22 protein-coding genes are annotated in these 22,383 nt (G+C 63.8%); 13 read left to right on the top strand and 9 right to left on the bottom strand.

Annotation, left to right across the window (positions count from 1 at the left end; all coding sequences use genetic code 11):
- Positions 1 to 740: 740 nt before the first annotated feature.
- Both E3O11_RS09725 and E3O11_RS09730 read right to left on the bottom strand, forming a co-directional pair.
- Entirely contained in the window at positions 741 to 1,349 is a 609-nt protein-coding gene (locus E3O11_RS09725) for a hypothetical protein (protein ID WP_092452920.1), read from the bottom strand.
- Positions 1,336 to 1,905, bottom strand: coding sequence for an RNA polymerase sigma factor (locus tag E3O11_RS09730; RefSeq protein ID WP_092452917.1), 570 nt, complete (start codon positions 1,903 to 1,905; stop codon positions 1,336 to 1,338). Before E3O11_RS09730 ends, E3O11_RS09725 begins: the two co-directional genes overlap by 14 nt.
- A 648-nt stretch (positions 1,906 to 2,553) precedes the next feature.
- Here E3O11_RS09730 and E3O11_RS09735 point away from each other — a divergent pair.
- Entirely contained in the window at positions 2,554 to 3,528 is a 975-nt protein-coding gene (locus tag E3O11_RS09735) for an alpha/beta hydrolase (protein WP_092452914.1), read from the top strand.
- Between the two features lie 70 nt (positions 3,529 to 3,598).
- Positions 3,599 to 4,615: a hypothetical protein gene (locus E3O11_RS09740; protein ID WP_134495510.1), complete on the top strand. Its 1,017-nt coding sequence runs from the start codon at positions 3,599 to 3,601 to the stop codon at positions 4,613 to 4,615.
- Positions 4,616 to 4,720: 105 nt separating this feature from the next.
- On the opposite strand, the gene E3O11_RS09745 is transcribed toward E3O11_RS09740, so the two are convergent.
- On the bottom strand, positions 4,721 to 4,939 hold the full coding sequence (locus tag E3O11_RS09745) for a hypothetical protein (protein WP_373866171.1): 219 nt from the start codon (positions 4,937 to 4,939) through the stop codon (positions 4,721 to 4,723).
- Positions 4,940 to 5,281: 342 nt separating this feature from the next.
- On the opposite strand from E3O11_RS09745, the gene E3O11_RS09750 reads away from it, so the two are divergent.
- From E3O11_RS09750 to E3O11_RS09800, 11 genes are all read left to right on the top strand, one after another.
- The gene (locus E3O11_RS09750; RefSeq protein WP_092452908.1) at positions 5,282 to 5,674 is read left to right on the top strand and encodes an ArsR/SmtB family transcription factor; all 393 of its coding nucleotides are present in this window, start codon (positions 5,282 to 5,284) and stop codon (positions 5,672 to 5,674) included.
- On the top strand, positions 5,667 to 6,905 hold the full coding sequence (locus tag E3O11_RS09755) for an MFS transporter (RefSeq protein WP_092452905.1): 1,239 nt from the start codon (positions 5,667 to 5,669) through the stop codon (positions 6,903 to 6,905). The genes E3O11_RS09750 and E3O11_RS09755 overlap by 8 nt, the downstream gene beginning before the upstream one ends.
- 354 nt (positions 6,906 to 7,259) lie before the next feature.
- Complete coding sequence (locus tag E3O11_RS09760) at positions 7,260 to 7,502, top strand: hypothetical protein (protein WP_134495512.1); 243 nt, start codon at positions 7,260 to 7,262, stop codon at positions 7,500 to 7,502.
- Between the two features lie 93 nt (positions 7,503 to 7,595).
- Entirely contained in the window at positions 7,596 to 8,189 is a 594-nt protein-coding gene (locus E3O11_RS09765) for a DUF305 domain-containing protein (protein WP_092452899.1), read from the top strand.
- Between the two features lie 330 nt (positions 8,190 to 8,519).
- On the top strand, positions 8,520 to 9,179 hold the full coding sequence (locus tag E3O11_RS09770) for a M23 family metallopeptidase (protein WP_166787559.1): 660 nt from the start codon (positions 8,520 to 8,522) through the stop codon (positions 9,177 to 9,179).
- Positions 9,180 to 9,213: 34 nt separating this feature from the next.
- Positions 9,214 to 10,431 (top strand): M23 family metallopeptidase, encoded by a 1,218-nt coding sequence (locus E3O11_RS09775; protein ID WP_092452893.1) that lies wholly within the window; start codon positions 9,214 to 9,216, stop codon positions 10,429 to 10,431.
- A gap of 22 nt (positions 10,432 to 10,453) precedes the next feature.
- Positions 10,454 to 11,380: a sialidase family protein gene (locus E3O11_RS09780; RefSeq protein WP_092452890.1), complete on the top strand. Its 927-nt coding sequence runs from the start codon at positions 10,454 to 10,456 to the stop codon at positions 11,378 to 11,380.
- A gap of 223 nt (positions 11,381 to 11,603) precedes the next feature.
- Complete coding sequence (locus E3O11_RS09785; RefSeq protein WP_092452886.1) at positions 11,604 to 12,518, top strand: DUF808 domain-containing protein; 915 nt, start codon at positions 11,604 to 11,606, stop codon at positions 12,516 to 12,518.
- A 151-nt stretch (positions 12,519 to 12,669) separates the two neighbouring features.
- The gene (locus E3O11_RS09790) at positions 12,670 to 13,764 is read left to right on the top strand and encodes an SDR family oxidoreductase (protein ID WP_092452883.1); all 1,095 of its coding nucleotides are present in this window, start codon (positions 12,670 to 12,672) and stop codon (positions 13,762 to 13,764) included.
- A 231-nt stretch (positions 13,765 to 13,995) separates the two neighbouring features.
- Positions 13,996 to 14,310: a GAF domain-containing protein gene (locus E3O11_RS18735; RefSeq protein WP_166787560.1), complete on the top strand. Its 315-nt coding sequence runs from the start codon at positions 13,996 to 13,998 to the stop codon at positions 14,308 to 14,310.
- On the top strand, positions 14,307 to 14,495 hold the full coding sequence (locus tag E3O11_RS09800) for an ANTAR domain-containing protein (RefSeq protein WP_092452877.1): 189 nt from the start codon (positions 14,307 to 14,309) through the stop codon (positions 14,493 to 14,495). Before E3O11_RS18735 ends, E3O11_RS09800 begins: the two co-directional genes overlap by 4 nt.
- A gap of 501 nt (positions 14,496 to 14,996) precedes the next feature.
- Here the strand turns inward: E3O11_RS09800 and E3O11_RS17860 are convergent.
- The 6 genes from E3O11_RS17860 to E3O11_RS09830 form a co-directional block, all read right to left on the bottom strand.
- A complete protein-coding gene (locus tag E3O11_RS17860; RefSeq protein WP_092452871.1) occupies positions 14,997 to 16,319 on the bottom strand; it encodes a hypothetical protein in 1,323 nt (440 codons plus the stop codon).
- 230 nt (positions 16,320 to 16,549) lie between these two features.
- Positions 16,550 to 18,049 (bottom strand): hypothetical protein, encoded by a 1,500-nt coding sequence (locus E3O11_RS17835; protein ID WP_174844048.1) that lies wholly within the window; start codon positions 18,047 to 18,049, stop codon positions 16,550 to 16,552.
- 213 nt (positions 18,050 to 18,262) lie between these two features.
- Positions 18,263 to 19,774, bottom strand: a complete 1,512-nt coding sequence (gene der, locus E3O11_RS09815) for a ribosome biogenesis GTPase Der (RefSeq protein ID WP_092452868.1) — start codon at positions 19,772 to 19,774, stop codon at positions 18,263 to 18,265.
- Complete coding sequence (cmk, locus tag E3O11_RS09820) at positions 19,771 to 20,460, bottom strand: (d)CMP kinase (RefSeq protein WP_092452865.1); 690 nt, start codon at positions 20,458 to 20,460, stop codon at positions 19,771 to 19,773. The genes der and cmk overlap by 4 nt, the downstream gene beginning before the upstream one ends.
- Positions 20,461 to 20,463: 3 nt before the next feature.
- Positions 20,464 to 21,546 carry a prephenate dehydrogenase gene (locus E3O11_RS09825; RefSeq protein ID WP_092452863.1) on the bottom strand — a complete coding sequence of 361 codons (1,083 nt, stop codon included), beginning with the start codon at positions 21,544 to 21,546 and terminating at the stop codon, positions 20,464 to 20,466.
- Positions 21,547 to 21,573: 27 nt separating this feature from the next.
- Positions 21,574 to 22,383: a pseudouridine synthase gene (locus E3O11_RS09830; protein ID WP_092452931.1), complete on the bottom strand. Its 810-nt coding sequence runs from the start codon at positions 22,381 to 22,383 to the stop codon at positions 21,574 to 21,576.

The following is a 22,383-nucleotide window of genomic DNA, read 5'->3' on the forward strand; positions in this document are numbered from 1 at the left end:
GCCAGCGCCCTGACGGGGGTGATTCCCGTTCCCGAGCTCATTGCCGCATAATCAAATCAGCTGACCCGCACGGTGACGATGAATTACACCAACCGGCGGGACGTGACCCCACTTCGCATCAGCTTTTCACATTTATCCTGGCTGAATGCGCACTATTAACCCACCTAAATCAACCGTCGCCGACCCAACCTGAACGCGTACACTCAGATCAAGCGAACCGCCCGGTTCCCTGAAAAATCAAAGGAATCCGCGAGTTTCGAAGACATTCGGTCGAGTTCAGAATCCCCTTCGATTCTGCAGGGGGTCGCAGGTTCGAATCCCCTTCGATTCTGCAGGGGGTCGCAGGTTCGAATCCTGTCAGCCCGACTAAAAGTCCGTTCGCAAAACGGCCCGGTCGGAACAAAAAGAAATCGCTCCTGAGGATTCTCAGGAGCGATTTCTGGTATGAGGGGATGCTGCGCGAGCGTCCGCCAGTTATTTGAGGCGGTGGGCTGTCGGCCGGTTATTCTGGGTCAGACCCGCCTCACTTGCCGGCGAGAGTATGAAAAATGTAGCCTCTATTTTCGTCCTTTTGCCATCGCCGCAACTCCAATGACCAGCCGCTGTGCCCAGCTACACTCCGCCGGAGTCGTGGTGCTCCTGGGGAACGTCACAGCGGTCGCACTGACCGCCGTGACGTTCCGATATGAGATGGGACGATTCCACGCACTTTTCCCGCCAGCCGCACTCGCGGACCTGGATCAGCCAGGGAACGCTGCGTCGTAGACCGCGCGAAGCTCGGCACTGTCGGCCCCGGTCACGCCGCATCCCGTGATCGTTCCATCGACTGCGCCGACGAGGTAGCTCTGGCCGACCGCGAAGGGCACGCCCGAGAAATCGGAGGTCATCGCGTCGACCTGCGCCACCTCTACGCGGTCGGCGACCTCGCCGACAAAGCGCTCTGTGACCTCCAGCAAAACGGTGTTGCCCTGGATCTGCAGCACCGTCGCGGCGAACGCCTGCTCCTGCGCCGCGACGGTCGTCGGCTCGAGTACGAGGCAGCTACCGCTCGCGAGGCCTCCACCCATGGGAGGCTGCAGCGCCTCGACGGTGGGTTCCGGACCACCGAGAACGAGGGGTACGACAATAGCGGCGGCGATGGCGAGGCCCGCGGCAACGCCGGCCACCGGCATCCACCGCCGGAACGCGCGTCGCGGTGTCTCGGGGGTGACAGTCGGGGTGGTGACGGATTGGTCGGTCATGATCTGCTCCATTCTGTGGTCGAGCCACGTCGGCGAGGCAGGGGGCAGCGCGCGGGTCGGATCGGCGGCGCGCAGCTGATCGCGCAGCGCACGGTCATCGTCGTGCATCGTCGCTCCCTTCGTTGTAAGGTACATGTCCGGTCGGGTGGCCCGATTTCAGTAGCTCCTGCTTGAGGCGCGCCTTCGCGCGATGCAGCCGGATCGCCGCTGCGTTCGCGCTGACGCCGAGCACAACGGCAATCTGCGGGCTCGTCAACTCGTCCCACGCCCACAGCCGCAGGATCTCGGCATCGTCTCGACGCAGGCCGGCGAGGGCTGCGGTCACGCGGGCCGCCACGGCAGTGCCTTCATCGACGGTGGATGCTGCCGGGTTCTCGTGTGCAACCGCCGCCGGCGGGTCGATCGCGATGATGCGGCCGATGAGACGGGTGCGGCGACGCTCGGCGCGTTGGGCGTTGCTGAGGCACTGTCGAGCGACGACGATCGCCCAGGGGAGGGCATCGTCGGGCACCTCGTCGAGGCGGCGCCAGCACACGAGCAGCGTGTCGCCGATCACATCGTCGGCCGTCGCGGCGTCGGTGCGTCGGTGCAGGTAGCGGCGCACAGGGTCGCCGACGAGCGCAACGAGGTTGCGCATCCGCTTTTCGCGCTGGGTGTCGGTCACAACTCTCATACTGAGGCATGTCCGGCAGAGGCGCGAGGATTTCATGCGAGGCACGCTCGCACCGTTTCACCCCGTCGGTTCCCGGCCTGGGCCAAATCTTTGCCCCTCTACGTGGGCCTTGCGGCCGGGAAAGGCCTGGATGCTCGATGCGGTGTCGACGGCCGCATCATCGAGAATTTGCTGCCAGCACTCAATGACAATCCGTGCACAGCGAGGTGATTACCGGCGGTTCATGAGGGCGTGCAGGGCTGCGCGACGCTCTGCGGTCATCCGAATCCCCGCGAAGCGGTGAGTGCTAATTTCTGCGAACTGGAGGAAAATCGCGCGCCGTGCGGAGGAAAATCGTTCCCCGATTTCCCCGCGATCCGCGCCCTGCTGGGTTTTGCGAACGGCCCACCAAAAGTCCTTGAAGATCGCAAGATCTGCCGAGACTTTTCGTTTCCATTTGACTGCTCATCTTCTTGACTCGATTTCCCGACGGGGAGAAACAACCGGGAGAGCGGTCCGTTCTACGCGATCGAGTCTGGTCCGCCACATGGCGGGTACACCGAACGCAAATGCGTATCGACGGCGGTCCCGTTGCCTTGGCGACAGGCGGCATACTCGGGTCAGGCCACAAAGCCGTGACCGAGACCAATGGAGGTCCACATGACAATTGCAACCCACCCCGCTCCACCGTTCGATGTCGAACTCGGCGCTGTTCTTGCCGTCATTGGAGAAATGCTGCCACCGACGATCACCCCGGAACTCATCGTTCCCTTTCGCCAAGGCGGCCTGCTCGGGACGCCGATCAACGAGATCATCGGAGACCGTCCGATCCGCCATGAGGAGCGAACCATTCCCGGCCCGGTTGGTGCACCAGACCTGACCGTATCGATCTTCTCCCGCACCGATCATGTCGCCGGCGGCCCCGGAATCTATCACCTGCACGGCGGAGGAATGATTATCGGCGACCGGTTCACGGGCGCTGACGAGTATCTCGCCTGGGTTATGGAGTTCGATGCTGTCGTCGTGTCGGTCGAGTACCGTCTGGCGCCGGAGAATCCCGACCCCTACCCCGTTGATGACTCGTACGCCGGACTCGCCTGGATGGCCAATCATGCTGACGAACTCGGTATCGACGTCGACCGAATCGTCATCGGTGGTGCCAGCGCTGGTGGCGGACTGGCGGCCGGAGTGGCCCTCAAAGCGCGCGACCTCGGCACTCCGACCCTCGCCGGTCAGCTGCTGATCTATCCCATGCTCGACGATCGCAATGAAACCGTTTCGAGCCACCAGATTGACGGATTCGGTGTTTGGGACCGCGGGAGCAACGACACGGGCTGGGACTCCCTGCTCGGTGATCGACGCAGGACCGAAAACGTATCTATCTATGCCGCGCCGGCCCGCGCCACCGACCTGACCAATCTTCCGCCAACCTTTATCGACGTCGCGACGGCCGAGGTGTTCCGTGACGAAGACGTCGCCTATGCGACGAAAATCTGGGAACAAGGAGGTATTGCGGAGTTGCACGTCTGGCCCGGCGGATTCCACGGCTTCGACGCGATGGCGCCTCAGGCAGCTCTGTCCCTTGAGGCGCGAGCGGCGCGCGTCGCCTGGTTACACCGCATCCTCGGCGAGTAAAGACATCGTTGTGCCCGCCCTTCCCGTCGGCGTCGACTGTTATTGTGGGCACAACGACTAACCCAAATGAGTGGCGAAGATGCAGGAACTCGTGGGTCGTCTCACGGCTCTCGACGCCGAGGCGACCGAAACCATCAAGGTCATCGCGTACTTCGACGTCCTCGTCGCCGGCCACGCCAGCACACAGGTCATCTTGCGGGGGGCCGCGATTTTAAGCGGATGCGCTGCCGGCTTCAGCTCCGACGACGCCGTCCTGCGCATCGACGCTTCGGGGGTTCGCGCTTTGGAACCCTGCACCCGTGATGGATGGCCGTCGCATTCCTTCGGCGGCGGCATGGCCTGGATCGAACGCGAGGGATCAGCTCACGCGAACGACGACATGATCCTCGAACGTTTGGCCATTGCACTCGGGATCGCATGGGAGCGAATATCTCCTGCCGCTGCGACGCGGCGCGCCCTGCAAGTGATCATTGACTCAGAGTCAACGCCACAAGCCCGCCTCGAGGCTACACACAGACTGCGCCTGGTGCCCCGCACGCTCTACCGGGTTTCCGCCACTCCGGAGGACACGATACTGAGTGGGCCCAGCGTCGTTCTCAGCACGGACTTCGGATCCATTCGCGCGGGCCTTCAGGCTACCGAGATCACGGAAGTCGTGGAGCCAACCGAACGCGCCGGGATCGGGATCTCGACACCGCCCGACGCGCTCGACCGATCCTGGGCATCCGCTTTGATCGCGCTTCGGCTCTCATCGGAGCGCGAGCCTGTCGTGAACGCCGAGGAACTCGGAGCCATGTTACTTCTCGCCGATGCAACGGACGGGCGTGCGCATGATTCCCCCGACCTGATCGCGCTGGAAGCTTTGGTGCAGTCACAGCCGCGCGCTGCCGCAATTCTGGAGTCAATTGCAGATACCGACAGCCTGCGCGCCGTCGCTGTGGAAGTCGGACTCCACCACTCGACCGTCCAGGCCAAGGCGGCTGGTTTCGCAGACGCCCTGGGGTTCGACCCGCGCTCTCCCCGCGGACGCGTGCGTCTGGCTCTCGCCCTCGCCCTGCGACGCTTGGCCACTAACCGGTTCGACTGAATCCAGGTGCGCTCCTCCAGCGCTGATCATGCCGCCGGGACGAGAATGCGGCGGAGGAGCTCCGCTACCCCTCCGCCGCATTGGCGTGCACTCAGACTGCAAAGTTCAGGATGCAGCCGGGCGAAGCCTCAGCATGCCCGTCTGGAGAACGACCGTGATCACCTTCTCCTCGGCGCCGGCGAGCATCCCCGCGACCAACGCGGTGACTTTCAATCCGGCGTTCGCGCCGAAGTAGCTGGGCAGGCTCAGCCGGGCATCGACGAGCTCCCCGAGAGCCGTTTTCACCGCCAGAGCCAGCGCCGGGACCAGCACTGCGGCCGACAAACGGTTCGAAGTATGGAAAAGTTGCATTTACGAGGTGCCTCTCGGAGCGATCGAATTGTACCCTCAGTCAGTTTTATTTTTCCTGATCCGACAGGCATTCTCGCTTTAACGCGCCGCCACAACCTCAACTCGACCGGTGGATCGAGGCTAAGAGACCCTGTAGGGGAAGTGTTAAGGACCGGGTTGCGGGCCATCGTTTTCATGACGCTGACACGCGCCGCGACGGGCCCGCCAACCAACGCCATAGCTGGCCGCCAGCGTCTCGCCCGCGGGTTGGACCACCGATCTCACCCGGTCCAGCGCCTCTATCGCAACACAGGATGCATGTGCAATAATCTGCATATGAATGCAGATAAGAAGACGTGCACGCTTGATTCGGATGGGGAGTACGTCGAGCTGGCCGTGGAGGTCTTCGCCATGCTCGCCGACGCGACGCGAATTCGCATCATTCTGGCCCTCCGCGACACAGAGCTGTCGGTCAACCAGCTCGCCGAAACAGTCGACAAGTCTCAAGCTGCAGTCTCCCAGCACCTCGCAAAGCTGCGGCTCGGGCGCATCGTGGTGACCCGCCGCGAGGGCACGCGGGTGTTCTACCGTCTGGCCAATGAGCATGCCCGCCAGCTCGTTGCGGATGCGATTTTCCAGGCCGAGCATGCCGTCGAGGGCACACCGGCACACCACCGGCATCCGCTTGAACGGGCTACTGACGCAGTCGACGGGAGCGCTCATGCTTGAGGTTCTGCGAAACCGCACGTACCGCCGATTGTTCAGCGCGCAAATTGTGGCGCTGATCGGTACCGGACTGCTCACCGTGGCATTGGGCCTGCTCGCCTTCGACCTGGCCGGCGGCGACGCCGGCATCGTGCTCGGCATCGCGCTGACCATTAAGATGCTCGCCTATGTCGGTATTGCCCCGGTGATCTCCGCCCTGACGGCGCACCTGCCGCGCAAGATGCTGCTGGTGTCAGCTGATGTGCTGCGCGCGATCGTCGCGCTCTCGCTGCCGTTCGTCACCGAGGCCTGGCAGATCTACGTGCTCATCTTCGTGCTGCAAGCCGCCTCCGCAACCTTCACCCCGGCATTCCAAGCGCTGATTCCGGCTGTGCTTCCGGATGAAAGTGAATACACCCGGGCATTGTCGCTGTCGCGACTGGCTTACGACCTCGAATCGCTTCTAAGCCCCATCCTGGCCGCCGCCCTGTTGACCGTGATCAGTTACCATTCTCTCTTCGTGGGGACTGTCGTCGGATTCGTGGGTTCTGCCCTGCTCGTGCTCACAACCACCCTGCCTACGCACCGGGTCGCCACTCCAACACCATTTCTGGACCGCCTCACCCGCGGCGTACGCGTCTTCTGGCGCACACCGGAATTGCGCGCGTTGCTCGCCATGAACATGGTCGTCGCGACGTCGACCGGCATGGTCATTGTGAACACCGTCGTACTCGTGCAAAGCCACTTCGGCCGTGCTCAGTCTGACTTCGCCCTCGCTCTGGCCTGCTACGGATTCGGGTCCATGCTCGTCGCGCTCGCGCTTCCACGGGTACTCGAGCGCTTTGACGACCGAAACGTCATGCTGCTCGGCTGTGCGGTGCTGCCCGTCGGGCTTCTATCCCTCGCCGGCATTGTTGTCGCGCCGGCAACACCTTTAACTTGGTCTGGCCTCCTCGTGATCTGGTTCGTGCTCGGTGCCGCGACCTCGTCTATCCTGACGCCGTCGGCACGGCTGTTGCGCCGCTCGTCCGACGAAACGAATCGGCCGGCCGTCTTTGCCGCACAGTTCTCCCTCTCGCACGCCTGCTTCATCGTCACCTATCCTCTCGCCGGGATACTCGGTGCCGTGCTCGGTCTAGCACCGACTGCAGGGGTGCTCGCCGGCATAGGGATACTCGCCGGCATCATTGCGCTTCGGACGTGGTCCGCTCCGACGACACCTCTGGCACAGGTGGAATCAACGGTGGCTGCCTGAAGCGTTGCCCGTGCCGTCCGCAGAAAGCGCCGTCACCGCCCGCAGTTGTGCTCGCGTGCGACTGGCATTCAGGATTCACAGCGCGCCGTGGGGTATTCTGCGAGGGAAGACATTGGCAGTTCAATCTTGGCTGTAGGTAATGAAGTAGGTGAAATGACACGGGATCGCGCGGCACAACGGATCTTTGCACCCGCCCCTTTGTCGCCTTTCGTCGCCTTGCTCGCTCTCGCCGCGCTGCTTTTCGCCGTTTTCGCCATTCATTCCGAGGCCACCGGGCATGCCATGCATACGCCTCCCGCTGCTTCATCGACTGTGTCTGAGCAACAATCTTCGGTGATGGGAATGGGTACTGTCATGGCTGCTCCCGTCGTTGCTTCGATCTCGTCGGGGAGCCTGGGCGGGATGCTTGATTGCGCCCTTCTCGCGATGACCTGCGTTCTGCTCCTCACGCTCGTCGCCCTGGTGTTCCTGACTCGGCTTCCGGCCACCTATCGACGCCTGCTCGACGCCGGCAGCATCCTCCCGAACTCCTGGCGCACCATCGTCCTGCCGGTTCAGCGCCCCAGCCTCACTCTTCTCTCCATCTGTCGCGTTTAGACCGTGATGTAGTTCCGAGCCAGCACGTGACTTCGGAGCTTTGCCGTGCTTGCGGCCACTCGGTTTCTACTGCCTACGACGAATGGATGAACAATGTTTAAACCACGAACTTTTCTGTATGTGGCTGTGGCCCTCGCGGCCACTCTCACCCTCAGCTCATGCGCTGGCGGCAGTCCCGCCACCGATTCAGCAGCCCCCTCCGCCAGCCAAACCACAGCGGCATTTAATTCCGCCGACGTGACCTTTGCGCAGATGATGATCCCCCATCACGAGCAGGCCGTTCAAATGAGCGATGACCTCCTTGCCAAGGACGGTATTGATGAAAGCGTGATCGACCTCGCGACGGAGATCAAGGCCGCTCAGGAACCGGAGATCACGCAGCTGAAAGACTGGTTGACGGCATGGGGCGAAGATGAAAACGGCATGTCGGGCATGGGCGGCATGGGCGGCGGCTCTGACGGGATGATGTCCGACGACGACATGATGGCGCTGCAGGATGCCTCTGGGGTAGAGGCCAGCACCCTGTTCCTGGAACAAATGACGGTGCATCATGAGGGCGCTGTCGCGATGGCGCAGCTCGAAATTGATGATGGGGAGAATGCGGATGCGCAGGCGCTGGCCGCCAACATCGTCAAGACGCAGACGGCCGAAATCGACAAAATGGCTAAGCTCCTCGCCTCGCTTTAGAGCGGCACGTCCGGCGGGTCCTTCTCTGGAGGGCCCGCCGGTGGAACCCACCGTTCGTTTTCTGAATGACCTGCAAGGACACAAGTATGCATTGCCGTCAAATTCTTTCTCTGCTGCGCGTCGCGGGGGCGGTACTACGTGGATAACACCGGTCACGTCGCCACAGCGCCCCGCCTTCCCGGCGCCATTCCACCAATGTCACGACGCGATTTGCGCGCCATGGAGAGCATGCTGCGCGCGGGTCGCTCTGACCCCTGGAAAACTGCGCCAGCGGCGAAAGTTGTACCCCGTTCGATCCCGCTGCGCCAGCGCGCTGCGGCCGGAAGCGCCATGGCGATGATCGCTCTCTTCGCAATAAGCACGTCCCTGCCCGCGCTGGCGGTCAACACAGAATCACCTCAAGCCGCTGCTGCGAGCGCCGCCCCGGCGGACGAGCTACAAAGCCTCAGTGCGGAAGGGACGGCATCCGTTCTCATCGAACGCGACGGATACACCATCACGGAAGCACCCGCACCGGCCTCGTACACCGAAATCGCCAGCAATGGGGAATGGGCCAGCTTAAGTCCGGGCCAGCTCAGCGACCAAGGCTGGGCTCTACCAGTTCTGGGCCGAATATCGAGTCCCTTCGGTTCTCGCCCGAACAAACCCGTTGATGGTGTCGGCGACTTCCACAACGGAACCGACATAGCCGCACCCTGCGGCCAGCCCGTCTTCGCGGCCACCGGAGGCAAAGTTGTCACCTCGGGCTATCAGGGTTCCTATGGCAACTGGATTCTCATCGACCACGGCAATGGCGTCGAGACGGGATATGCCCACAACAGTCAGCTCCTCGTCGACGCCGGTCAACTGGTCGTGGCCGGTGAAATCATCGCCGTAGTGGGATCAACAGGTGCATCCAGCGGCTGCCACGTGCACTTCGAAACCCGCGTCGACGGTGAACGCATCGACGCGGAAATATTCATGAGCACCCGAGGGGTGTCACTTGGCTAGGCGCAGGGCTGGCGCTCGGTCCGCTCTCGTAGCAGTGACGGTTCTGTCGCTCCTTCTGGTCGCGGTGCCGGCCGGCGCAGCCGAGTACCCAAGCTGGTCCGATGTGGAAACCGCACGTTCGTCCGAAGCTGGTAAACAAGCGCAGGTCACGGAGTTGACCGGGCTGATCGCAGGCCTCACCGCCGAAGTGGATGCTGCGCGTGCCGAAGCATCTCGTCGCGCGGCCACCTACGAGGCGGCGCAAAACGCATTCGACGATGCGACCTTGCGAGCAACGAATTTGCGGGACCAGGCCGACGCGGCTTCGGCCGACGCCGCCATTTCGGGCGAACAGGCCGGCCGGCTGGCGGCCATGCTCGCTCGGTCGGGAAACAGCGACCTGTCGTTGTCGCTGTTTTTAGACGGGCCTAGCGCCAGCGACCTTTTGAATCAGCTTGGCTCCATGAGCAAGCTGACCGAGCGGATGAGCGTGGTCTATGAGTCCGCCGCCGCTGATGCAAACTCCGCCAGATCGCTCACGGATCAGGCCCAGGTCGCACAGCAGACGCTCGGCGCGCTAGCCGAGACGGCTGAAACCGCGTTGGCCGACGCGATGGCCGCGAGCATCCGGGTGGAGACGGCACTGGCCGACCAGCAGGAAATTGCCGCAACTCTACAGGCGCAGCTAGCAGTTCTGACCGAGGATCGCGCCGCGACGGAAGCCGACTACGCTGCGGGCGAAGAAATCCGACGGGCAGCCGAAGCTGCCGCCGCGAAAGCGCGCGCCGCCCAGGCTGCTGCGGCCGCCGCTTCGGCGGCCGCAGCAGCGAGCAGGCCTGCGGGCGGCAGCAGCACGCCCAACGGACAGGGCTGGACCTTGCCCGTGTCAGGCTGGATTAGCTCAGCGTATGGGGCTCGACCCAATAAACCGGTGGCGGGAGTCGGTGCGTTCCACTATGGAACCGATATAGCCGCGGGCTGCGGGCAGAATGTGTCGGCCGCATCGGCTGGAACAGTCAGCTACGCCGGCTGGCTGGGCTCCTACGGCAACTGGGTCCTCATCGACCACGGTGACGGAACCCAAACCGGTTATGCGCACAACAGCTCTCTGCTCGTGAGCACCGGGCAACAGGTTTCCGCAGGCGCCACCATCGCTCTCGTGGGAACGACGGGTGCGTCCAATGGTTGTCACGTGCACTTTGAAACACGCGTCAATGGTGCCCGCGTCAATCCACAACCCTTCATGAGCACTCGCGGAGTCACTCTTGGTTAAATTCAACCGATCACAATGCCGAATGCCGGCCCTGTCGGTATCGCTCGTCGGCCTTATCATCCTTACGGGGTGTTCCACTAATAATCTGGATTCGACGCCCAGCACCAACTCGACGGCGAACGCTGTCGAGCACGTGCATGGCCTCGGCGCCGATCCCCTGACCGGAGATACCTACGCGGCCACCCACCAGGGGGTGTGGCTCATCCCGACCGGCATGCTGCCCGACACTTATCTGGCCGGAGCGCCACGAGCCGACACGACCCAGCCGATACAGATCGCCGGCCTTGCACAGGACACGATGGGTTTCACCGTGGCCGCGCCCGGGCAGTTGTTGGCGTCTGGTCACCCAGATCCGAGCGAACCCAGCGACCTGGCGCTCCCCAACCTGGGGCTCATCTCCAGCACGGACGGCGCCTCATCCTGGACGGCCCTGTCGCTGGCGGGCAAGACTGATTTTCACGATCTGGATGCCGTCCCCCTCGACGACGGCACCCTGCGCGTCTACGGGTACGACGCGGGCGCCGGGAACGTTTCTATCAGTGACGACTCCGGCCTCACCTGGACAGCGGGAGCGAACCTTGCACTCCGCGACCTGAGCGCGGATCCGTCTCAGGCCGAACGGCTCTACGCCACGACCGCCGAAGGCGTCCTGCTGAGCACCGACGTGGGTCGCACCTTCAGCGCGATGCCTGGCGCCCCCGTGCTGCTCCTGCTGGACACCGTCGACGCCAACGCAGGCGGAGGATTGGTCGGTCTGGATCCCAGCGGCGCAGTTTGGCGCCTGGACGCCGAGACGTGGACGCAAACCGGAACGACCGGACGTGCCCCCGAAGCGTTCGCCGTCGTCGGCGGCTCCTCGCCCTGGATCCTCGTCGCAGACGTCACCGGCATCGCTGCCAGCGACGACTTCGGGAAAACCTGGACCGCGCTGGTATCGCTGTCCAGTTAGCATGCGCAGCACCATGCGCGTTCGGATCACATTCAACGATTTCAAACGCGAGCACGTGCCGGTTCCACTCGGCCTTGTGCGAAACGGTCACTCCGTCCGGAGCAGCATCCCCATTTTAAGAGCGGATGCCGAATTGCCACGGCTCGCACCCACCTCCCCCACGGTACTCTGGACTTTATTGTCGGCGCCCTTCACTTGGGCGCCCCCAGCCAAGGAGAACCACATGTCGGTCGGCCTGCTTGCCGTCGTCGATGACATACTCACCGCCGCTCTCAAAGCGAGCGCGAAGACTGCCGGTGTCGTCATCGACGACGCAGCCGTCACCCCGCAATATGTTCAGGGGCTATCACCCGCGCGCGAGCTGCACGTCGTCTGGCGCATCGCCCTCGGCAGTCTGTTCAACAAGTTCGTCATCATCATCCCGCTCGCGTTGCTCTTGTCCGCATTCGCGCCCTGGGTGTTGCCCTGGCTGCTCATCCTCGGCGGCACCTACCTGTGCTTCGAGGGCGCGGAGAAAGTCACCGAATGGTTCGGCGCGCATCACGCCATCGACGAGGCCGAATCACGGGATGAGCGCAAACTCATTTTCGGCGCCATTCGCACCGACCTCATCCTCAGCACCGAGATCATGCTGATCGCGCTGGCCAGCCTCGACCCCGATTTCGGCATCTGGATGACGCTCGGCGCGTTGGTGGTGATCGGCCTCGGCATGACCGTGCTCGTCTACGGCGCGGTCGCGCTCTTAGTCAAGATCGACGACATCGGCCTGTCACTGATGAAAAACCCCGCACGGCGAGTGCGACGCACCGGCGCGCGCATCGTGGCCTCCATGCCCGCTGCGTTCCGAATGATCGGAATCATCGGTACGGTCGCAATGCTGTGGGTTGGCGGCCATTTGGTGATCGTCAACCTCGCCGAGACTTTCTGGCACGGCCCCTATGACGTCTTGCACGCCGTCACGAACGCCATCGTAGCTGCCGGCCCCATCGTCGTCTGGGTCACCGACACCGCGATGTCGGCCGTGTTCGGCCTGATCCTTGGCCTGATCATCGTCGGGATCGTGTTCAAAATATCGGGCCTGCTCAAGCGAAACAGACCAGACGTCGTCGCGGAGGAACGCCCAGCGCCGCGTGTCTAGTTGACGCGTCGACGTCGTTGCCTGCCTCACCTCAGAAACGGATGCCCGCCGGCGGCGGTCGTGGCCCCACCTCCGGTCCGGCAACGTCGTCCCCAAACTGGGCTGCCATGGCGTGAGGAATACCTCCCACACCACACGGTTAAACAAAATAATGACTATTTCACCCGAGCCCCACACCCGCACCGCCCTCGTCGTCGGGGCTTCCGGCATCACCGGATCCGCCGTCGTCGACCAGCTCTCCGCCCAGGGCTGGCAGGTTCTCGCCCTGGCCCGCCGCAGCGGCCGCGACCTACCCGGGGTGCGCTGGATCCAGGCGGACCTGCGCTCCGCCGCCGACCTGAAGCGCGCACTGGCCGACGAGAACCCCGAACAGGTCTTCTTCGCCGCCTGGTCACGTCAGGACACCGAGGAACTCAACATCGAGGTGAACGCCGGCATGGTGCGGGACCTCCTCGCCGCACTCGCCCACGCGCCGGTGCGCCACGTCGCCCTCGTCACCGGGCTCAAGCACTACCTCGGCCCGTTCGAGGCCTACGGACAGGGCAATATGCCCGACACCCCCTTTCATGAAGACGAACCGCGCCTCAATGTGGCGAACTTCTACTACGCGCAGGAAGACGAGCTGTTCGCGGCATCCGCTCGCCAAGGGTTTACCTGGTCGGTGCACCGCTCGCACACCGTGATCGGCCATGCCGTCGGCAACCTCATGAACATGGGACTCACCCTCGCCGCGCAGGCGTCCCTGTGCAAGCACCTCAGCATTCCCTTTGTGTTCCCCGGCAGCGAGACCCAGTGGAACGGCGTCACCGACATGACCGACGCGACCATCCTCGCCGAGCAGATGGTGTGGGCCGCGACAACGGATGCCGGGGCCAACGAAGCATTCAATGTCGTCAACGGCGATGTCTTTCGCTGGCGCGCGATGTGGCCGAACATCGCCGCCTACTTTGACGTCATTCCGGAAGGTTTTGTGAACGAGCCGCGTCCCCTCGAGGTGCAGATGGCCGGCATGGAGCCGGTCTGGGCCGACGTCGCCACCGCACACGGCCTCGTGGAGTCCGATCTGGGGCGCATCGCGTCCTGGTGGCACACCGACGCCGACCTCGGCCGCACCATCGAAGTGTTCACCGACATCACCAAGAGCCGCCTCGCAGGCTTCACCCCGCACCACCGCACGATCGACTCCTTCACGTCCCTATTCGACCGCTATCGTGCAGAGAAGCTCATACCTGGCTCCGCAGCCTGATCTCTTGCGGAGAATAGGTCGATCGACTTTCGCGGTCGTTGTGGGCCTTGAAGTCGGAGCCTCCTCCGGTTGGTGCCCCGCACTCTGGTCGTGCAATCTGCCACCAGCGTCTCCCGCGCACTCTGATCGATCAATGTGTGGTGTTGCTCGACGCCACCGCGGCCGGCCTTCTACTGGCTGATTAAAACGGCAACCTGCAGGTCTACCGCTACGAGTGAGGAGAGCCACCTCGTGGGGGTACTCCACCACCAGGCCGGGGCAGGTCCCTGCGTCGACGCGTATCGGTCCGGCGCCGTCATCACGCTGAGAAATATTGCGGCGGACGGATGTCGGTACCCCAATTTTCAGACGGCACTGTCGCAGGGTTTCCAATCCGTGGATGCCATCCCCCTGCGCTTTCGCCCCAACACCATCGGAGCACTGAATCTGTTTCGAACGCGAATAGGCGCCCTGAGTAGTGAAGACTCCGCAATCGGGCAGGCACTGGCAGACGTCGCGACCATCAGTCTCCTTCACGAACGCTCGGCTCGAAAAATGCCACGGTGAATGCGCAATTGCAGCGTGCACTCACCAGCCGGGTTTTCATCGAGCAGGCCAAAGGCGTCATCGCCGCCCGCAACAACATCCATATGGATGAAGCCTTCGAGAGCCTCCGCGAGCACGCCCGGGCGCACCAGGAGCCGATGCACCGGAGTGCCGCAAACGTGATCAACAACGTCGTGATGATCTAGAGGAATCAAGTCCTGAGATCGGCAAGCCGACGCGGGCTTTTCACGTGTCAGTGACGGGCGCTCCTGGGTTCAGCTACTTCGCCAGGAACACGAGCAGCTGCCGGGTCCATTCGTCCTCATGGGCTCGTGGGCGCGTGGGCTCGTGGGCTCGTGGGAGCGTGGAGCAGGCACGATCACTGGGGGCGCGGGTGCTCGAAGGCTACCCGGTGGATGTGACGGCGAAGGCCACGGTGTCGGCGGCGGAGCTCTACCAAGGGTCACTCTCGCTGTTCGAGGCGGCCGGGTTCGAGGTGGTGTCGCGTTTGTCAGCGAGGCCCGCAGTGGTGCGGCTGGCCTGCGATGATCGGGCGGGACCAGGACCGGGTCCGCCGCGGCGCGGCGCCTGACTCGGCGCGCTGGACATGCAAAAAAGCGGGCCCCGCGTGCTGGGCACGTGGGGCCCGCCTGGTTTCCTGCGAGGGAATTCTTGGTGGGAGCTAGCTGGGTGGGGAGTACTGCGGCTTAGGCACCCTTGCGGATGGTGACGGCGGTGCCGTCGGTGAAGAAGTTGCGGGCGTGGTCGATGATGGTCGTGGTCGACGAGACGATACCGCAGTTGAAGTTGTCGGTGTCACGGCCGAACGTGTTGTCCTTGATGACGGTGCCGACCAGGGGGCCGTAGGTCTTCTGGGCGATGTTCACCGTGCAGTGTCCGCCGTCGGCGTAGTTGTTGGTGAAGCTGAAGTTGGAGACCTTTCCGCGGTCCTGCGTGACCTGCACGGCGGCGCTGTAAGCGCCCGTCAGACGGTTGCCGTTGACCTTGATGTTGTTGCCGACCTGAACCTGGATGCCGTCGTCGTGGCTGGGCGTTCCGCCGTGGTTCGGGTCCTGCGCGTAGTGTGCATGGTCGTGGATCCAGGAGTTCTGCACGGTCACGTTGCTGCCGGTGATGTGGATGCCGTCGATCACGTTGTGAATGTTCAGACGGGTCGCGGTGAGGTTATAACCGTAGATCCCGTGGTTATTGTTCGACATGACGGTGGGAAAGATTTCAGTGTCGGTCACGACCAGGTTACTGAAGCCACCCAGGTTGTTGATGAGTACGCCGGGCTTGTCGGCACGACCACGAATGATCGAGTTCTTGATCGTGACGTTGGCGGCGTTGATCTTGACCAGACCGCGAATATCGAGGCCGTTGAGCACGGTACCGGGGACGGTGACGTTGATGTCACCGTTGACGACCTTGAGCACGGTGCCGGCGGGAACACCGGTATTTGTGCCGTTCAGCATAGTGCCGGTGGGCACCGTGGTCGGAGCCGGTGCCGGAGTGGGCGCAGGTACCGGGGCAGGTGCCGGAGCCGGGGCGGGTGCGGGAGCCAGGGCGGGTGCCGGAGCCGGGGTCGGTGCAGGAACGACCTTCTTGGTGTAGCCGACGACGGTCATCTCGACCTTGACGTTGGCGTCGCTGCTGGCGACGACAATGGTTCCGTCTGACTTGCTGGTGACCGGAACCGTGTAGGTGCGCTCGGGGCCATCGCCGACCGGAGCGGTGAAGTAGTAGCGCTGCGTGTACTCCGGGCCGACCAGAACCTTGATGTCCGTGCGGGCGGCAGCGGTGGTGTCGAACATGACGTCAACGGAAGCGGCGTCGGCCGGAATGGTACCGAGGTCGCTCGAGACCTTGCTACCGGCCGGCACGGCGACCGTGACGGTGTTGACGGCGGCGCTGGCCGGCACAACGGCGACGCCGCTGAACGCGACGGCGAAGGCGCCGGCCGCGGCAATGAGGGCGAGGCGGCGAGAAGGTCGAGGGGTAGAACGCGAAGCGAAAGCAGTGGAGGACATGGTTCACATTTCGTCTAGTGCACAGAATCGGGAGGTGCGAGTGAGAGGCTGTAGGAGGCCTTGTTGAGCAAGATGAGCATTACCCACAATGGGCAATGCTACAAGCGATCACATCACTTTCTCAGGTTCACCCCCGTTCAGGGGTAGACAATTTGCAAAATTTGGACAGAAAAAAGCGGCCGGACCTGCGTTAACAGGTCCGGCCGCATCCGTTTAAAGATTTTTGAGAATTACCCCTTGGAAATTTTCACCGGGCTGCCGTCGGTGAAGTAGTTACGAGCAAAGTCGATCTTCGTCGAGGTCTGCGCGATGACAGCACAATTATTCAGACTGGTGTCGCGGCCGAACTCGTTGTCGGTGATCGTCGTACCCTGGAGAGGCCCATAGTGCTTCTCGGCGATATTCACGGTGCAGTGCCCGCCGTCAGCGTAGTTGTCCGTGTACGAGAAGTTGGCGACCCGTCCACGGTCCTGCGTGATCTGCACCGCAGCGCTATACGCATCGGTCAGGCGATTGCCGGTGACGCTGATATTATTGCCGACCTGGATTTGGATCGAGTCGTCGTGACTCGGCGTACCGCCGTGATTCGGGTCGTTCCGGTAGTGCAGGTTGTCGTGGATCCAGCTGTCCTTGATCACGACGTTGCTGCCGGTGACGTGGATTCCGTCGATGACATTGTTGATGTTCAACCGGGTAGCAGTGAAGTTGTAGCCGTAGATGCCCATGGCGTCGGGCGACGCGATGGAGGGGCGCAGCTCGGTATCGACAATCACGAGGTTGCTGAAGCCGCCGAGGTTATTGATCAGCGCCCCGATGCCGTTCAATTCGCGACCACGGATGATGGAGTTCTTAATGGTGACGTTCGCGGCCTCAATTTTGACCAGACCACGAATGTCGAGGCCATCGAGCACTGTGCCGGCCTTGGTGACAGTGATGTCATCGTTGTGCACGGTGAGCGCGGTACCGGCAGGAACGCCGGTGTTGGACTTACCGGGCATACCGCCACGCGACGGGGTGGGCTCGGGAGCCGGCGTCGGCGTCGGAGTGGGAGTCGGCGTCGGAGTCGGAGTCGGAGTCGGCTCGGGAGTCGGAGTCGGCTCGGGAGTCGGAGTCGGCTCGGGGGCCGGGGTGGGCTCGGGAGTCGGCGTGGGCGACGGCTTCGGAGCTGGTGCCAGCACGGGACTGGGCGTTGGCGCGCGACCAGCCTCGCCGCGTTCGAAACCGACGAGGGCGAGATTCAGCGACACCGTCGAGGCGCTACTGCTCGCGGTGATCGTGCCGTCGGTCTTATCCGTCACGGGAACCGTGATGGTGGCCGTAGCGCTCGCGCCGGTCGGAGCGGTGAATGAATAGGTTTGGGTATTCTCGGGGCCGACAGAAATTTCGACCTGGGTGGGCACTCCATCGTTCGATGTGGAGTATTCCACCTCGATGGAGCTCAAGCCGGTAGGTACATTGCCCAATCGGGTGGTGACACTTTCGCCGGCCGGGACAACGATGGACGGGGTCATCGGGTCGGCAGCGCTTCGGTCGGCACCGCTTCGGTCGGAGCCGCCTACTTCGGCGATAGCCGGAACAGCAGCGAGCCCCGAAAGGGCGATCGTCGAGGCGGCAAGTGCCGCCCAAACAGCCAATCGTCGAGCCCGGGGCGAGCTGCTTTCGGCGACGTGTTGAGGGGCACGGGTTGAGTTGTGGTTGATTTTGGACGTGCGGGCTTCTCTATATGCCATGGGCTCGTTATGTATATTCCGGGTCGCGCACAAGTTCGGTACGTGCAGGTGGTCGGCTGTAGGGAGCCATTAAGGTAAGACTTGAGCTTGGCTCAGAATATCCGAAGACACAAATCGACCCGTAACATTCCAACTTCATAACGATGCCCGCCGGATACGAAAAATGCGGCCGGACCTGCGTAAACAGGCCCGACCGCATCCGTTCAAAAAAAGTTAGCGTTTGCGCTTCTCGCGCACGCGCATGCTGAGGTTGATCGGGCTTCCCTCGAAGCCGTAGATCTCGCGCAGGCGACGCTGAATGTAGCGACGGTAGCCCGGGTCGAGGAATCCGGTGGTGAAGACCACGAACGTCGGCGGACGGCTCGAGGCCTGGGTGCCGAACAGGATGCGCGGCTGCTTGCCGCTGCGCACGGGGTGCGGGTGGGCGGCGGCCAGCTCGGCCAGGAAGGCGTTGAACTTGCCGGTGGCGATGCGGGTGTCCCAGGATTCGAGCGCGAGCTCGAGGGCCGGAACCAGCTTCTCCATGTGGCGACCGGTCTTGGCGGAGATGTTCACGCGCGGCGCCCACGCCACGTGGGCAAGGTCCTGCTCGATTTCACGTTCGAGGTAGCGGCGACGGTCGTCGTCGATCTGGTCCCACTTATTGAAGGCGAGCACGAGCGCACGGCCCGACTCGATCACGAGGTCGATGACGCGCACGTCCTGCTCGCTGATGACCTCGGTCACGTCGAGCAGCACGACGGCGACCTCGGCCTTTTCGAGGGCGGCGCTGGTGCGCAGCGAGGCGTAGAAGTCGGCGCCCTGCGAGAGGTGAACACGGCGGCGGATGCCGGCGGTATCGACGAAGCGCCACACCTTACCGCCGAGTTCAACCTGCTCGTCCACCGGGTCACGGGTTGTGCCGGCAAGCTCGTTGACAACAACGCGCTCCTCCCCCACCACCTTGTTGAGCAGGCTGGACTTTCCGACGTTCGGGCGGCCGAGGATGGCCACGCGGCGCGGGCCGCCGACCTCCTGCTTGGCAACGTTGGAGATTTCGGGCAGAACGAGCAGGATCGCATCGAGCAGGTCGGCAACACCACGACCGTGCAGGGCGGAGACCGGCCAGGGCTGGCCGAGGCCGAGCGACCACAGGCTGGCCGCTTCGGGTTCCTGGCGCACGTCGTCGACCTTGTTGGCAATCAGGAAGACCGGCTTGCCGCTCTTGCGCAGCATGCGCACGACGGCCTCATCGGTCGAGGTCGGGCCCACGTTGGAGTCGACGACGAACATGACGAGGTCGGACAGGTCGATGGCGATCTCGGCCTGAGCGGCGACGGAAGCGTCGATGCCCTTCGCGTCTGGCTCCCAGCCGCCGGTGTCGACGAGGCTGAACTTGCGTTCGTGCCACTCGCCCTTGTAGGCGACCCGGTCTCGCGTGACACCGGGAGTGTCCTCCACAACGGCTTCGCGGCGGCCGAGGATTCGATTTACCAGCGCCGACTTGCCCACGTTCGGGCGGCCGACGATAGCGATCACCGGAACGGCGGGAAGGTACTGGATGGCGTCGGGGTCGTTCGTGACGGCCCGCAGTACGTCGAGGTCTTCCTCGTCGAGGTCGTAGTTGTCGAGGTCCGTGCGCAGCGCGGCGGAACGCCGGGTGGCGAGTTCCTCATCGAGATTGGCGAGTCGTTCCGCCAGCTCGGTATCGAGCGCTGTGCTCGTGTCGTCGTATTCGTTACTCATTCAAAAGTCCGCTTCGTGCGTGTGTGTATGACGTCGATGACCGCTTCAATGGTCTGCTCGAAGTCGAGATGGGTGGAGTCGACGGTTATCACACCGTCTGCTGCGCTCATGAAATCGACAACCTGTGAGTCAGCGCGATCACGCGATCGCAGCTGTTCTGCCACGGTTTCAGCCGACTGGGTCGTTATTTCCGCAGAGCGTCTAGTCATTCTAGCCTCCTCGGATGCCGTGAGTAGAATGCGCACCTCCGCCTCGGGGGCGACGATGGTCGTAATGTCGCGTCCTTCGACCACGACGCCGGGCCGATCCACGTTTGCAGCGAGGCTGCGAAACAACTCGGTGAGAGCACCCCGCACCTCGGGAACGCGGGCGACAGCGCTCACCGCTGCACTGACTTCCGGCGACCGGATCGCGTCGGTCACGTCGGTCTCCCCCACCGTCACGAAATACTCGTCGGGGTCGGTACCGATCGAGTAGTCGAAGTCTTTCAGGAGCGCGGTGACGGCATCCGCTTGGCTGCTGTCGGTGTTGCGGTCGAGAGCCAGCCAGGCCAGCGCCCGGTAAGCGGCGCCGGTGTCGAGGTAGGCGAAGCCGAGGCGGCGGGCGGCAGCACGGCTCACACTCGACTTGCCGCTGCCGGCCGGTCCGTCGATGGCGACGAGGGTGGGGAGGGCGTGACGTGCCATGCGTTAACCAGCAATCCGCCAGCCGCGGGCGGCCAGCTCTTCGGTGAGGCGAGTGACGGCCTCGGGCAGTACGGAGATTTCGGCTAGGCCGATTTGGGCGCCCGGCGAGTGTTCCAAGCGTAAGTCTTCGAGGTTAACTCCGAGGTCGCCGATGTCGTTGAGCAGGCGGGCGATCTGGCCTGGCTGGTCGTTGACCATGACCACCATCGAGGAGAAACGCCGGTCCTGGCCGTGTTTTCCGGGCAGTCGGGCCACTCCGGCGTTGCCCCCGCCGAGTTCTTCAGCGATCTGACGCTGCGCCCCCGGCTTGGCGGGGTCTTCTAGTGCATCGATGAACCGGTCGAGGTCGTCGCGGTAGGCCAGCAGCACATCGCGCACCGGGCCGGCATTGGCGCCGAGAATCTGCACCCACAAATCGGGGTCGCTCGCTGCGACGCGGGTCACGTCGCGCAGGCCCTGACCGGCGAGGTTCAGCGAGGAGTGCGCGGCACCGGTGAGGCGGCGGGCCATCAGGGTCGAGATGACCTGCGGGACGTGCGAGACCAGGGCGACGCCGAGATCATGTTCCTCGGGCGTCATCTCGACCAAAATAGCGCCGAGGTCGAGGATGAGGTCGTCAATGGCTCCCGCCTGCTGGTAGCTGATCGCGTCGTGTGCGGCAACGACCCAGGGACGGCCGATGAACAGGTCGGCGCGGCCGGAGAGCGGGCCGCCCTTCTCCCGACCGGCCAGCGGATGCGATCCGATGTAGCGGCTGATATCGGCGCCACGCTCGCGCAGCTCGGCCAGTGGGGCAAGCTTGACGCTTGCGACATCCGTCACGATCGCGCCGGGGTACGCCGCGAGTTCGCGGGCGACGATGTCGGCGGTGACGTCGGGCGGCACGCAGACCACGATCAGCTGCGGCTCGTCGTCTGGCTGGGCGGCCCGGCCGGCGCCGTAATCGATCGCGATGCGCAGGTTGGTCGGCGACGCATCGCTAAGAATCGTTTCGATCTTGCGGTTACGCAGGCCGAGGCCGACGCTGGTTCCGAGCAGGCCGACGCCGACGATGCGCACCGGGCCGACGAGGCGGCTTTCAGCCATGGATTTCAGTCCTTAGTTCGCGCGGAGTTAGTTAGCATCAGGGCGCGCGCTCGGCGCCTGGCGGGACACTGTGAGCAGCTGGCCCAGTTCTTCGCGGGTGAGTTCCCGCACGGCGCCCTGCTGCAGGGTGCCGAGGTTCAGCGGCCCGAACTGGCGACGCACCAGATCAACCACGGGGTGACCGACGGCGTCGAGCATCCGTCGTACGATGCGGTTACGGCCGGAGTGCAGGGTCAGCTCGACCATGCTGTAGCCGCCGCCGGGCGGGCTCGTCAGAATGCGGGCCTTGTCAGCGTGAATGGGGCCGTCCTCGAGTTCGATGCCGCTCTGCAGCTGGCCGATGGTCTGCGGCGAGACGCGGCCCTCCACCTTGGCGATGTAGGTCTTGGAGACACCGAAGGAGGGGTGGGCGAGCACGTGGGCGAGGTCGCCGTCATTGGTGAGAATGAGCAGGCCGCTGGTCTGGGCATCGAGCCGGCCCACGTTGAACAGGCGTTCATCGAACTGGTCGGTGAACTCGCGCAGGTCGGGGCGGCCGCTCTCGTCCTGCATCGAGGAGACGACGCCGACCGGCTTGTTGAGCATGAGGTACCGGCGGGTGGTGTCGAGCTGCACGGCCACGTTGTCGACGGCGACCTGGTCGATTTCAGGGTGCACGCGGCGACCGAGCTCGGTGACAACCTTGCCGTTCACCCGCACGCGACCGGAGGTGATGAGATCTTCGGAGACGCGGCGGCTGGCGACGCCGGCCGAGGCCAGTACCTTCTGCAGACGGACGCCGTCGGCGGCGGCCTCCGGGTTGAAGTTGGGGTCGCGGGGCGTCTGGTCCTGGGGGAT

The sequence above is a fragment of the Cryobacterium levicorallinum genome, from assembly GCF_004402405.1.
GTDB lineage: Bacteria > Actinomycetota > Actinomycetes > Actinomycetales > Microbacteriaceae > Cryobacterium > Cryobacterium levicorallinum.

Excerpts from the sequence above, each read along its gene's own strand:
- E3O11_RS09725 (WP_092452920.1), bottom strand. The coding sequence starts at position 1,349 with ATGCACGACGATGACCGTGCGCTGCGCGATCAGCTGCGCGCCGCCGAT.
- E3O11_RS09735 (WP_092452914.1), top strand. The coding sequence starts at position 2,554 with ATGACAATTGCAACCCACCCCGCTCCACCGTTCGATGTCGAACTCGGC.
- E3O11_RS09750 (WP_092452908.1), top strand. The coding sequence starts at position 5,282 with ATGAATGCAGATAAGAAGACGTGCACGCTTGATTCGGATGGGGAGTAC.
- E3O11_RS09755 (WP_092452905.1), top strand. The coding sequence starts at position 5,667 with ATGCTTGAGGTTCTGCGAAACCGCACGTACCGCCGATTGTTCAGCGCG.
- E3O11_RS09760 (WP_134495512.1), top strand. The coding sequence starts at position 7,260 with ATGGCTGCTCCCGTCGTTGCTTCGATCTCGTCGGGGAGCCTGGGCGGG.
- E3O11_RS09765 (WP_092452899.1), top strand. The coding sequence starts at position 7,596 with ATGTTTAAACCACGAACTTTTCTGTATGTGGCTGTGGCCCTCGCGGCC.
- E3O11_RS09770 (WP_166787559.1), top strand. The coding sequence starts at position 8,520 with ATGGCGATGATCGCTCTCTTCGCAATAAGCACGTCCCTGCCCGCGCTG.
- E3O11_RS09780 (WP_092452890.1), top strand. The coding sequence starts at position 10,454 with ATGCCGGCCCTGTCGGTATCGCTCGTCGGCCTTATCATCCTTACGGGG.
- E3O11_RS09785 (WP_092452886.1), top strand. The coding sequence starts at position 11,604 with ATGTCGGTCGGCCTGCTTGCCGTCGTCGATGACATACTCACCGCCGCT.
- E3O11_RS09790 (WP_092452883.1), top strand. The coding sequence starts at position 12,670 with ATGACTATTTCACCCGAGCCCCACACCCGCACCGCCCTCGTCGTCGGG.
- E3O11_RS17860 (WP_092452871.1), bottom strand. The coding sequence starts at position 16,319 with ATGTCCTCCACTGCTTTCGCTTCGCGTTCTACCCCTCGACCTTCTCGC.
- E3O11_RS17835 (WP_174844048.1), bottom strand. The coding sequence starts at position 18,049 with ATGGCATATAGAGAAGCCCGCACGTCCAAAATCAACCACAACTCAACC.
- der (WP_092452868.1), bottom strand. The coding sequence starts at position 19,774 with ATGAGTAACGAATACGACGACACGAGCACAGCGCTCGATACCGAGCTG.
- cmk (WP_092452865.1), bottom strand. The coding sequence starts at position 20,460 with ATGGCACGTCACGCCCTCCCCACCCTCGTCGCCATCGACGGACCGGCC.
- E3O11_RS09825 (WP_092452863.1), bottom strand. The coding sequence starts at position 21,546 with ATGGCTGAAAGCCGCCTCGTCGGCCCGGTGCGCATCGTCGGCGTCGGC.